Raw genomic sequence first — 13016 nt, 5'->3', positions numbered from 1 at the left:
GATGCGGCCTGTGGTCGCTGGCGCAGGCCAAGGACCACCGTTCACGCATGCCGCGCTTCCCGCTTAATCGCTGAGCATGAAGGTTTGGTACTCAAGGTCATGCAGCGCCGTCGACAGTTGCTGCAACGCCACGAGCACGCACACCAGCAATGACAAGGTAAACCCGTAACCAAAGAAACTCGGGCCAAGGTACAGGCTGAGCAGGGTCAAAGCGCCGTTCAGCACCACAAACATCACACACAGCTTGAGCACGATTGCCCGCTTGTCGAGGTAGAAAAACACGTTCAACAGCGCCATGAACACCACCTGAATGCTGACCCCCACCAGATCGATGTAAAACAACGGCAGGTAGTAACTGGAAATCCCCAGCCATTCGAGCAGGTGCGGCGCGAAGAGGAACAACAGCACCGCCGTCAGCCCCTGCACCTTGCAAATTTCCAGCAGCCCTTGCTGGATCGACAGCGTCATCTCTGTCTTGATCTGGCCGATATGCTGCAACGTCTCCCCTTCACGGATCGCCCGAAACAGACGGTCATACCATTGTGCGAAGTCGGTTTCGATGCGGACCAGAAACACCGCCATGCCGGGGATGATCGCCAGGTACGCCAGAAAGATCGGCAAGTCGTAGAGCACCGACGAGCGCATCGGGCCAATCACCGCGCTGGAAGTGGCCGGGTTGAACCAGAAGATGAACTTGTCGATCCAGATCCCCAAGTTGTAACAGAGCCCGGTCAGCAACAGGCTGGTGAACACCTGTCGCCGGTCTAGAAAATCGAACGCCACCAGCGTATCGGCGCGGTATTCGCGCAGGATGTCGTAGAGGTACAGGAACAACAGCGTGCCGTGGCCAATCAACAGCGCCAACAGCAAACCGTTGATACCCATGAAGCTCAACAGGTACGCACTCAAGACCATCAGTGCATAACCCACCAGCATCACCAGCAAAACCCGGTTATAGGCCTTCATCCCCGACAGAAAGATGATCACCAGCCACAGGTTGCACAGGGTCACAAAATTGGCCAGCACCAGCAGCCGGTACATCAGTGGCTCGTCAAACAGTGCCCACAGCAACAGCGTGCCCAGCACGCCTGAGCTCAGGGTGACAAGCAGCAACACGCCCACCAGGTTGGGCAAGATCCGCGAGAATTTGCGCTCAAACAGCCGGTCCGAAACAAACCGTGTGAAAAACAGTTGCAGGCCGCCCGTCAGGATCAGCGAGGTGGCCATCAGGTAAGTCACCGTGATCAGAAACTGCCGGACCAGCATTTCCGGCATCAACAACCCGAGGCTCAACACCCCCACCAGCATCACGCTGACAATCGACAGCACCCACGGCCCCGAGCTGATGAGCCCGGCGTACACATAAGCGTGCAGGGTCGCGGTGTAAGAGTCGCGGGACAGGATTTTACGCAGTTCAAAACCGATGCCAGCCATTTACACCGCCTCCATGGCTGCGCGGTACAGGGTGCGATATCGCTCAAACATCAAATTTTCTCCGTAGTAACGATGCACCCGTTGCAAGCCGCTGGTTTGCGCGGCCTGCCAGCGTTGAGGGTCGCGCAGCAGGCCGAGGATCGCGCGGGAGGTGGCTTGCGGATCAGCGATTGCCACCACTTCTCCGGCCAGCCCCAAGTCGCGGTCTTCGGCAATACCGCCTTCGATCAGCTCGCGGCATGAGCCCACGTCACTGGACACCACCGGAATTCCCGCCGCCCAGGCTTCCAGGATGACCAGCGGCTGAGCCTCACTGATGGAGGTCAGTACCATCAAACCCAATTGCGGCAGGATGTTCTGAATGCTCTGGAAACCCAGGAACAACACGTTGTCTTCCAGCCCCAGGCTGGCCACTAGGCTGCGGCACTCGCTGACGTAAGCCGGGTCTTCCTCTTCAGGCCCGACAATCCAGCCCTGCACGTCAGGCATGGCGCTGACCACGCCGCGCAGGGCGCGGATAAAGGTTTTCACATCCTTGATCGGCACCACGCGACCAATCAGCCCCACCACCGGCAAAATACCGTCGGGACGGGCCTGCAACGCGGCAGTCCATTTCGGTAAGTCGATGCCGTTGGGGATCACTTGTGTACGCGCCGCATCGGCGCCGTCCTTGATTTGCCGCTGACGGTTGCCGTCATACAGGGCAATGATGTTGTCGGCGTGGTCGTACACCAGCCGCCCGATGCGTTCAAAGAAGCGGATCCACAGCGTACGCATGTAGCCGGTGCCGGTGTCCAGGCTGCCATTGAGCGCTTGCTCGCTGCTTTCCGCGATCCAGCTGGCCTGCGCCAGGTCGATCTTGCGCTCCTTGGTGTAGATACCGTGTTCGCTCAGCAGGTAGCGACAGCCCCAGCGCTGCTTGAGAATGCAGCCCACCAACCCCGCATACCCGGTGGAAATTGAGTGCAAAGCCCGCGCCCTCGGCATGTCGCGTGCGGCCTCGGCCAGCATCAGCAAGGGCGACTGCATCGAACGCAGGGTCCAGAAATAATTCACGAACGAAGGATCGCCACAGTGTTTGAGATAGCCCGCGCTCAAGGTTTCCCAACTGGCGCGGCTGCGCAGCACGTCTGTCAGGCTAAGGCGATCCTGCGCCAGCGCGTCGAGCAACTGTTGGCCCTGCGCCACGCTGGGCGCGTCCGGGTGGTGCAAAAAGCGGTACAGGTTGGCCAGTTCCGGGGCAATTGCTTGCTCGGTGGTGGTGCTCGCCGGGCGGCCTTGCCACGCCTCCTCAAGGAACACTTCTTGGATGTGCACCACGTTCGGCGGGATGTCGTAGTTTCTGCGGCTATAGGCGTTACGCTGCCCGCCGATGAACAGCACCGAAAAGGTCACTTCGGGCAACCCCAGCAGCATCTGGTGAATCCAGCTCGATACCCCGCCGCGTACATACGGCCAGGTGCCTTCAAGCAGCAGGCAAACATCCGCCACCGGTGCGTCGTGTTGGGGTGTGTTCATAACCAGCACCTTGCGAGGTCTGCGAAGGGGGGGCGACGCAACAGGTCGGCGGGCAACGTTGCCAGCAGAAGCGGAATTTGCGCGTAATGCCCGGCCCTGAAGGCAATTTCAGCGTGAAACGGAATCAACAATGAAGCATCGATACCTGCGTGTTGCGCGGCGTCCAGGTGTGTCAGCGCAGTGTTCAAGGCATCCATTTCCAGCGCAATACGCCCCGCCAGCAGGTGCAGCTCACCCCCCTCACCTTCGCGCAAGCCTTGCTCGGCATGTTCGCGCGCCTGATTCAGGACGTGCTCCAGCACACTGCCCTGGGCCAGCCCCAGATAGGCCAGCTCCCAATACCAGCGCGCCAGCGTGGCGTGCAAAGCCGCCCGGGCCGGCGGTTTGGCGGTGGGCAGCTGTTTGAGGTCGGCCTGAATCCGCTGATTGATGTCGTTCTCCTGCTTATCGAGCATTGAATACGCCAGTAAACGCACATCATCACTGGGATCAGCCAAGGCCAGCCTGAGAATCGGGATCGCGTCCCTGCCCGGCATCCGTCGCGTGCTCAGCAACGCCGAAAGGCGTAGATCCGGGTCGGGTGCGTGACGCAGTACATCCTGCAAACCACCGTCGCGAAAAATCGGTGAATGCAGCGGCTGCGAGCGAAACGGCAACTTCGGAATGCCCAGTGACTGCCAGGCTTCTGGTTCGCGAGGGCGCGGCCAATACAGTGCCGGGAAGATCACGCAGGCAACGCCCAAGGCGCCGATCACCGGGATAAAAAACACCAGAGAGAACAGAAACAGCGGGCTCCAGGGCATGGGCTGGCGATAACGCGCAGGCAACAACATCCATACCCCGGCGCACAGCATGCCACTGGCAATCCCATGGGCGGTCACATAAAGCAGGAACGCCTGCCCCGGCGGCAGCTCGACCCAGAGGCTGGACCAACTGCTCGCCTCCAGCACTACCCCAAGGCTAAATAGCCACTTGCTGATCATTCAGGCCACACTCGTTGAACAGGAAGTTACGCAAGCCACCGCGCTCGGAAGCGGGCTCCAGGGTATACGGGAATACGCGCACACCAAGGCTTTGCAGGGTGTGTTGCTGGCCGAAATGTTCGTGAACCAGCGTGTTCAGACGCGTCAGGTAACCTTCGGCACCCTCGGCACTGGTCAGCGGTAACAGCACCAGCAGCCCTTGATGGTCGCGTTGGTTACGCACATTCAGTTGCAGGTCGAGCCCACGCTGGCTGCGTTCAAACAAGCTGAGCAATTGCGGCTCGGGTTCGGTCAGTTCGAAGAAGAACAGGCACGCTGACAAGTCGTGCTGCTGTACATCAATCAAGGAACGCTTGAGTTGCTGGGCAAAATGCTGTGCGTCGGCATCCGGCAGTTGCAGGCTATGGCTGTCACTGTTCAGCAGGTCAGCGATATGCCCGGCCAACAACGCCAGCAAGCTCAGCGTACGCTCTTGAAAGGCGAAGAACGGCATCTGCCGCACAGCCAGAATCGCCAGCAAGCGCCCGTCAGTGTCCATCAGCGGCACGCACACCTGCAGCGACGAAAAGTCACTCTGCTCCCCGTTATCCGTCAGGTTGCTGCGCACACTGACCAATTCGTTGCGCTCAAGGCATAAGGTGATCAGCGGGTCGTGCACCGCCAGCGCACCCATCACACCGAGGGTTGCCAAGGGTTCATCGTGAACCAGGCGCTGGTCATCCACCGGATACAGACCCGCCACCCGCAACGAACCGTACTGGCCAAGGATCGCCACTATCGGCTCAGCCAGAGCCGCCAAGGGTTGCGGGGTGCCTTGCAGTGTACGCAGCCGTTCACGCAAGCCCAGCAATGAGCTGCGCAGGCTTTGATCGCTGCCCGCAACCCGTTGCTCCAGCCGGTCGTGGGAAACCCGCAACACTTGATGGTGCCGGGTGAACTCGTCGAGGCGGTACTGGCGATAATTGTTGGCCATCTGCAAACGCTGCAAACGCCGGTCCCACAAGTCGCGCACTTCGCCCACCACCATGGTGCAGACCAGAACCCCGACGATGAATGAAGGCGAAATCTCGGCGTACAACGGCCAACCCTGTTGGCGCAGGACGAAAAACGCCATCACGATCAGGCACGCACTGCTGAGCCCACGCACAAACCCGTAACGCACACTGATCAGCAGCGGCGCCAGCAGCGGCCACGGAAATTCGCCACGCACTTGCAGCGGATCGTCAGGGGTCAGCCACAGCCCAAGGCCGAGCGCAAGTGCCGTGATTACCAGCGTTTCGAGCCAGGAGCCGAGGCCCTGGGCTCGGGGCGCCAGGCTGAAATCCATATGGGGGGAGTTCATCTCAGTTACTCAATCCGAAGGCCGCCGACCAGTTTGTGCAGCACTTTCTGTGCGGAACCGGCCAGGCTTTCACGGGACCAACCGGCACGCGCACCGCTTTCGCTCCACAACACCCGGCCGGTGGCCGGCTCGATGACCCGCAGGCTGATCCCGACCGCCGGTTCGCCATCCAGACCGTTTTTGTACTGCCACTCTTCGACGCTGCCGGCTACCACGTAATCGAGCTTCTGCTGGCGCGCCCATTCTATGGCGCCGTTCAAGCGCTCGTTGTCGTCCAGCAGGGCCTGCTCACCCTGCTCTGCCACCGGGTACATCTGGGGTTGCAAGCCTTTGTTGCTCAACACACTGAGCAAGATCTGCTCGCTACGCTCACCCGCCTGCGGGGTTTGCGAATAGTTGACCAGTGGCACCACGCCCCATTGGGCACTGCGAGACAAGGTCGGGCTGCTTTTACCGGTGAAGCTGCTGCACCCGGCGATGAGCAACACGCCCATGGCCAGCGTCAGGTTTCGGATTGTTTGCATCGTGTTTCTCCACATAGTCATTGATTGATCAGCGCCCAAACCGCAGGCCATAGCTCACGCCGAGCGTGCCACCGGCGCCCGCGCCGCCCTGAGGCGAAGACTGGTAACCGAACGTGAACGCCAGTTCGTCATCCCCTAGCACCTCCATGCCCAGGCCTGTGTCCACGCCCCAGTTGAAGGTCTTGTCGACCCACTGCCAGCCTGCCGTGACGTCCACCAGCCAGGTGTATTGCGCCTTGGTACGGTTCAAGGCGCCGGGCATGCCGCGCCGCCATGAACTGCCGACGTACACTTGGCCATAACGCGCTTGCAGCAAATCGCGGGCAGTGAGCGGCGACGTAACGTCCACGGCACGTGCACCCGTCACACGGCCCTCGTCATCTTCGATGGGCTCTAGCTCGTAAATCGGTTTGAGGAAGGCCGTGAGGTCATTCAGCTCAGCGCTTTTAAGGCTATTGCGCTGATAGTCGGCACCGGCCCGCACCACCCAGTTGGGGCCTTCGAACTCCAGGGTATGGGCCAGCTCCAGCTTGGCCTCCTGACCGGAACCCAATGCATCGCCTGCACGGGTCGAAAAGCGGTTATGCGTCAGTGCCCAACTCAACTGGTCACGCGCCGAGAAACCATGCTGCCCCTTGACCCACACCCCGTCGTGCTGGCCAAAAGCGCGCATCAGGCCGGTTTCGTCGCTCTGGCGATGCCAGTCGAGACCGGTTTCAATTTCATCGGTTGCACTCAACTGCCACGCCCGGCTCAGGCCAAAGCCGTTGCGGTCGTGATCCTGGCGGGTGCTGATGTCGGCAACCAGGCTGTAGCTGCCGTCACTCAATTGGCGGCGCAACGTGAGCAACGCATTGCGCTCCTGACCCAATTGGCCATCACGCAGTTGATCGCTGTCATAGCGGCCTTGTCCCAGCACCAGGCTGGCGTACCAGTCGTCATTGAGGTGACGGGCGAGCGTCAGTTGCGGGCCAGAAATATCCAGCCCACCAAAATCCTTGCCCTCCCAGCGCAACTGAATGCCTTGCGGCGTGCGGTCAAGGATCTCCACCGCCTGACGCCGCAATTGCTCGCGAATCATGGCGGACTGTTCGTCTCCCAGTGCCGACAAGCCCACGCTCAGGGCGTGACCATCATGCCCCAGTTGACTGAGGGCCTCGACCTGTTGCGCCGGGTCCAGTTCGCCGCTGGCCAGCAGTTGCTTGAGCATGTCGCGATTGCGGTCACGCAGCGCTTGCTGGATCAGTTCAAAGCGGTCGACTTTTAGGCCCTGACTGCGCGCCCAGGCCAGCCAGTCGTTTTTCTGGGCCGATTGATTGGTTTCGTCCAGCCGCGCCAGCAGGCGTTCGAACCACAGTTGCAACATGGCGGGCGAGCCGTCCTGCCATTGCAATGCCTTGTTCTGCGCCAGACGCGCCGAATAACTGCTGGCCAGCAGTCGCAGCCACATGGCATACCGTTGAGAGGATTCAATCCCCGGTTGCAGGTCCACGGTGCGGGTCAACTGCAGGCGCAAGCGTTGCGCCGCTGCCAACGAACCGGCTGCTTCCAGCGCATCGGCATAGCCCGCCTGCACCAGCCAGTCTTGGGGATTGGCCTTGAGGTACAGGCGATACCAGGCCAACGACTCACTGGTGCGCCCAACCATCTGGCTGGCACTGGCGAACGGCAGCCACAGCAGGTTGTCGTTACGCGCCCGCGCCCGCCATTTTTGCAACAACGGGCCGATCTCTGCCGTACGCCCCTGATCGATGTACAACCACAGCAAGCGCTCGCGAAACAGGTTGTCATCGTCGTAACGCGCCAAGCCCTGCTTGAGCAGACGCTCGGCATCGACGAAGCGTTGCTCATGCACGGCCAAAGCAGCGCGGGCCGCCAGTACTTGCTCCTGTTCGTTGGCCTGCTGCCATGCCTGCGCACTGTCGAGCAAAACACTGACTTGAGCCCAGTCCTGCAGTTCCTGCGCCACTTGCAAGGCCACGACCAGACGCTGCGGGTTATGGGTTTTGTTCCAGCTCGCAATCATCAGCGCCAATGCCTTTTGCGGCGCACGCTTGCGGTACAGGTTGGCCAATTGCTCCTCTTCGCCGTAATTCAACGAACCCTTGATCGCCAGTAACCGTTCAAGTGCCGGCTGCAAGTCATCGTCACGCTCCAGTTCCCACGCCAGTGCCGCCCGCAGCTCCCAATAATCGGGGTCTTGAATGTCCCGGTTATCAATGTCCAGTACGTTCCACGCCCCTTGGGTATCAAAAAACCTCAGGTGCGACCCGGCCCAGTCCACACGCTCGGTGACGGTGAGCGGAAAATGTTGCGCCATTGCCTGCATGACCACGGTCTTGGCCGGGTATTGCTCGGTGTTTTCCAGGTTCTGGCTCAGACGCACCCAGGCCAGACGCTGTTCAGGGTATTTTTTCAAGCTGGCGCGCAGCACGGCTTCGGCCAGTTGCGGCGTGCCACGCTGTTCGTGGGCAAACACCAGCGCATCCAGCTCGGGCCCGGTCAGGCTGCGTGTCTCCAGGAGGCTGGTGAGCAACGGGATGCCATGATCGAAATCAAACAACTGAATCGACAAGCGCCAGGCATGCTCATACGCCGCCGGGTCATCCTGCAGCTTGAGGTAGGCCATCCAGTAATCCAGCGCCTGATAGTTATCGCCCTTCCACTCGCCCAGTCGGGCCATTTGTTCAAGAAAGGCAGCATCGCCCGCTTCGATCTGCAACAGTTCTTGCCCCACGGTCCAGGCGCCGTCCTGATCGCCAAACGCCAGCCGCAATCGGAACTCCTTGCGTAAAGCCTCAAGGTTGCCGGGTTGCAAGGTCCGCCACTGCTGTAACAACACTTCGGCTTGGTGCAACTGGTCATGGGCGATCGCGGTTTCAACACCTTGCTCCAACCAATGCGGGTCGCTGTCAGGGTCATTGAGGAGCGCCACTTGCCGGCTTAACAACGCCGCCGCTTCAGCCCCTCGATCTGCGGCAATCAAGGCATCGAATGCTTGCCGCAGGTAGTGTTTGTGCTGCTCGGGCGTGCTGCTGGACGCTTCCAGTTGCAGGTACACGTCAGCGGCACGGCCCGGCTGTCCACCTGCCATCGACCATTGCGCGGCACTGCTTAACCACGTCAGGCGCCGGGCCGGGTCACGCTCGGCCAGCTCGGCATAACATTGCCCCGCCAGGCCCGGGGCTTGCAGCACTAACAGCAACTGCGCCATACGTTCCAGTGCAGCAATCGGCAACTGAGCGCGATCCAGTGTGCTGAGGCGTTCGACCAGCACGGTGCGGGCACGGGCATCGGCATCCTTGGGCAACGCCAATTGATCGAGCTGCAACCCGTACAAGCGGGCGACCGTGGCGTTGGGCTGCGGCCATTGACTCAAATGTTTGCGGGCCCTGGAGTACTCGCCCAGGGTAATCAGCAGGTCCAGCAGCTTGATGCGCAACGCATCGTCTTGCGGGTGCGCGGTGAGCAGCAGTTCCGCATAGTTGGCCGAGACTGCATCTGGCTGACGGTCATCCGGGAGGAAGACGCTTTCTTGTTCAAAGGTCAGCCACAGCAGTCCGCCGACCGCCACGGCCACCACACCCTGCGCCCACGGATTGAGCAGCCGGGTTTTCTTACTGGCAGAGGAGTTGGGCATCACTCACCTGCTTCATTGGCAATTTAAAGAACCACAGGCCATTTTCCGCACGCGGGGAATAGCGCTGCCCGTTGATTTCAACATGGCACGGCCCAGCGGCCCGTACTGAAAACTGCACCTCAAACTCCCCGGCCATTGCAAAGGTGACGCGACCGTCATTCTCAAACCGCCAGGCCTGGAGCGGCACGTTGGCCTCCTCCAATGCCGGCCGTGGGTCGCGATCCGGGCGCAGGGCGAGCAACGCGCGATCGCTGCTCAAATGGACATACCGGCCTTGCGGCAGGTCGCGCACCCCGGCAACACCTGTAGAGCGAGTCAAGTCAGGCCAGCCCATCTGCGGGTCAATACGCAAGGTGCGCAAAGCGTTCATCCCGAGTACTTGCCAGTCACCATCGGCGGTACGCGCCAGGCTGGATTCATACAGGCCGCGCACCCGTGGCAGGTAGTCACTCATCCACAATGAGATCGGCTGCTGCTTGATCATGAAGGCGTAGATATCATCCATGACCTTGATCGATGCCTGCTTGGTGCCGGAATAGAAGTGGTAATACAGGTGCAAGCCCCGCAAACGGCGCGGGTTGTCAGTCAGCTCAAAGGTGTCGATAACATCGCGAAAGCCGTAGAACGGCCCCTTCCACAGGTTGGTGTACATGTTTTCGTTAATGATCGGGGCATAGATCTGCAAGCCGCCCGCGGTGGGTCGCAATAGCGGCGAGAGCCCGGTCAGTGACGGGTTGGCGTGGGTGATGATGGTGGTGCCGCCGTTCACATTTTGCAGGCCGGCTTCATAGGCGTACTGGAGGGTGGCTTCGTCCGGTAACGCATCGCCGGGCCAGAAAATCATCTTTACCGGCTTCTGCGGGGTGGTCAGGTTGTTGTTGATGTAGTCCCGTGAACCAAACACTTCGCGACGAAAGTCGATCTTGTTGTACCCCGCAATTTTCATGTTCAGGCCATATTCGGGATGGAAGCCCTCTTCTTTCATGGCTTTTTCCGGCTGCATGAAGAATGGGTGGCTGAAGGTATGGGTGGCCACCTCGACTTTGGGGTTGGCAAACAAGGTGCGTGCAATCGGTTCCAGTTCTTTGGCCAAAAACGGGAACATGCCGCGAGGGGAGATTTCCCCTTCAATGATCGACACCGACGTCAGGAACGGATAAGGCTTGATAAACAGGTCCAGCACAGACTGCCCTGCGTAGGGCGTGCCACGGATCTCTGCGCGGGACGGAAAACCGTCACCGTCGATGTGCACGGTCGCAATGCGTCGGCCGTTTTCCGTGGTGGTGTCAGGATGCGGTTGCAGGGGAAGGCGCAACGCACGTTGAATAAACACGAACGGATCAATGATCCAGCGGCTGGCTTCGCCATTGGATTCCACCAAATACGGCGCCATTGCCATGCCGCCCCACTGGCCAATGGCAACCGGCGCAAATTCATTGCCCTTCTCATCGGCCAGCAACAGACCGGGTTTCGGGCCGCCCGGCAATATCGACAGGGGCGTCAGTTCGCGGGTGCGCAGCATTAATGGCGCTTCGAAACCGCCGATCAACGACGCGTCTTGCGACAGCAACGTGAGTGACGTCGGAGCACTCTGCACTGACGGGTGCAAACCGAGGCGTTTAAGGAGGACGGCGTTCTCAATCGGCATGCCGGCCAGGAACACCAGTGGCACGTCTTCATCCAGGCGTTGGTTGATCCAGGCATTGAAATGCTGTGCATCTTGCGGCGGGCCCGTGTTCATCCAGCTCACCACACCGGCATACACGCCCTTGAGCCGATGGGCAGGGAGCGGTTGATCGACCGGGAAATAGTCAATCCGGTAGCCCAGGTACTCGAGCAAGCCACCGAGCATCACATGCCCGGCGTTAACCGTAAGGTCCCCTTCACGCGGGTCATACAACATGGCGATCCGGCGCGGCTGGACTTCAAGGGTACTGACACCCAGGTAGTCGAGGTCCGGGGTGGTCACGAACGGGATAAAGCCTTCATCGCGTAATTGACGGGCCAGTTTGCGCGCCTGTTCTCGTTGGCTCGGCGGCAGGTAATCAATGGCTACCAGCGGCATGCCTTTGTCCCGCAGAGGTTTGAGACGAGTCTCCAGCCACTCACGGTCGGCTTGTGAGACAGGCCGATAGCGTTTGGCACCGGCGTCCCACCCTGCGTGAATCGACTCGACTGCCACGGCGGCGGCCACACCGTCCAGCTCAGGCAACACTTCAAAACCGCGGTTAAAGAACAGCTTCAGCTGCGGTTCGCGGGTGTGCAGTTCGCGCAGAAAACTGGCCAGTGCTGTTTGCTGACCGGGCCATGCCGATTCCGGCAGCAGTTGAAAGCTGTCCAGCGTGTCGAGAAACAGCCCGGCGTAACCCTGCGCCTGCAGTTCATGCGCGCGTTTGAACAGATGATTGCGCCATTGCGGTGACGCCAGGTCCATCACCTGGCTGTTCCAAGCCTTGTTACGTTTAGAACTGGCGCCTTTATCCAGCTCTGACTCAATCAGTGTATTGCGATCGCCATCAAACTCGCCCACGGACAAATACGCAAACGGCTGACTGCCTAATTGACGAATTCGGGCAACGTCTGCAGTGGACAGGTGGCCGGACTCAACAACCGCCCACTCAAACTGTGCCAGCTCTTGCAAGGGGGGATTGTCTGCGTACCAAAACGCCACACTGCGAGGCGCAGGTTCAGCCGCATGACTGGCGGTGCCGGAGAGGTACAGTGAAAACGCTGCGAACAGGCGCAAAGCGACGGTACACGCACGCCTCCTGCGAAACTTGTGCTCCATAAATGACGTTTGACCTTAATGACCGAATCCAGGGCAGTTATTGCAGTGCGGCCGCTTCGGTACTCTCAAACATGATGATGAGGAGCACGCCAGTTAATCGAGTCAGGGGCATTAACGTTTGGTTCGTCACACATCAGCGACAACGTTTTACGACCCGTTACTCATTAATCGGAGACAGCACTGCGCACCAATTGCGGGCAATCCTATGGATCCAATATTGAGCAGTCCAATTTGATTTTTTATCGCCATCGGGAATAAGCGTCGTTTTTTTGACGACTTGCGCCTGACTTAGGATTTTAAATCGCACGCGCTGGAAAAATGACGTAACCAGGAGAGTATCGAGCTAGAGCCTTACAATCCAAACGAATAGTTAATATTCCAAAAAAGGAGCGTGCCAACGCACACAGGGACGCCATTTGCGTGAGAAGACGGTCGCGAGGCAAAACTGACAGAGAGGTAAAATTCAGGCACAAAAAAAGCGACCCTGAGGTCGCTTTCTTTGTAGCTTCTGAGAGTTCAAGGGCTCAGAAACAGATATGGCGCAGCGGACGGGACTCGAACCCGCGACCCCCGGCGTGACAGGCCGGTATTCTAACCGACTGAACTACCGCTGCGTATCGCTCGGACTTGCGTCCGTTTGAAACTTTGAAATCGTTGATTGAACAGCTTCGGTGCTTTTCAATCGCAAGTCAGGCTGGCCTGACTTGTACAAATATGGCGCAGCGGACGGGACTCGAACCCGCGACCCCCGGCGTGACAGGCCGGTATTCTAACCGACTGAACTACC

At 59.7% G+C, this 13016-nt stretch carries 7 protein-coding genes and 1 tRNA gene; all 8 read right to left on the bottom strand.

The window, feature by feature from the left end:
• Positions 1-63 precede the first annotated feature (63 nt).
• The 8 genes from pelG to CJF39_RS13910 all read right to left on the bottom strand — a co-directional run bounded on the left by pelG (position 64) and on the right by CJF39_RS13910 (position 12843).
• Positions 64-1434 carry an exopolysaccharide Pel transporter PelG gene (gene pelG / locus CJF39_RS13945; RefSeq protein ID WP_094993937.1) on the bottom strand — a complete coding sequence of 457 codons (1371 nt, stop codon included), beginning with the start codon at positions 1432-1434 and terminating at the stop codon, positions 64-66.
• Positions 1435-2952: a GT4 family glycosyltransferase PelF gene (gene pelF, locus CJF39_RS13940; protein ID WP_094993936.1), complete on the bottom strand. Its 1518-nt coding sequence runs from the start codon at positions 2950-2952 to the stop codon at positions 1435-1437.
• Complete coding sequence (locus tag CJF39_RS13935) at positions 2949-3935, bottom strand: HEAT repeat domain-containing protein (protein ID WP_094993935.1); 987 nt, start codon at positions 3933-3935, stop codon at positions 2949-2951. Before CJF39_RS13935 ends, pelF begins: the two co-directional genes overlap by 4 nt.
• Positions 3913-5277, bottom strand: a complete 1365-nt coding sequence (locus CJF39_RS13930) for a PelD GGDEF domain-containing protein (protein WP_249275364.1) — start codon at positions 5275-5277, stop codon at positions 3913-3915. The genes CJF39_RS13935 and CJF39_RS13930 overlap by 23 nt, the downstream gene beginning before the upstream one ends.
• 5 nt (positions 5278-5282) lie before the next feature.
• Entirely contained in the window at positions 5283-5801 is a 519-nt protein-coding gene (locus CJF39_RS13925; RefSeq protein ID WP_094993933.1) for a penicillin-binding protein activator LpoB, read from the bottom strand.
• Positions 5802-5829: 28 nt separating this feature from the next.
• On the bottom strand, positions 5830-9441 hold the full coding sequence (locus CJF39_RS13920; RefSeq protein WP_094993932.1) for a tetratricopeptide repeat protein: 3612 nt from the start codon (positions 9439-9441) through the stop codon (positions 5830-5832).
• On the bottom strand, positions 9419-12229 hold the full coding sequence (locus CJF39_RS13915) for a bifunctional glycoside hydrolase 114/ polysaccharide deacetylase family protein (protein WP_094993931.1): 2811 nt from the start codon (positions 12227-12229) through the stop codon (positions 9419-9421). Before CJF39_RS13915 ends, CJF39_RS13920 begins: the two co-directional genes overlap by 23 nt.
• Before the next feature lie 537 nt (positions 12230-12766).
• Positions 12767-12843, bottom strand: a tRNA-Asp gene (locus CJF39_RS13910).
• Positions 12844-13016: the final 173 nt, after the last annotated feature.

Source organism: Pseudomonas lundensis (assembly GCF_002269125.1).
Classification (GTDB): Bacteria; Pseudomonadota; Gammaproteobacteria; order Pseudomonadales; family Pseudomonadaceae; genus Aquipseudomonas; species Aquipseudomonas lundensis_A.
The sequence above is the reverse complement of the archived record's forward strand: the minus strand, read 5'-3'. Positions and strand labels throughout refer to the sequence as shown.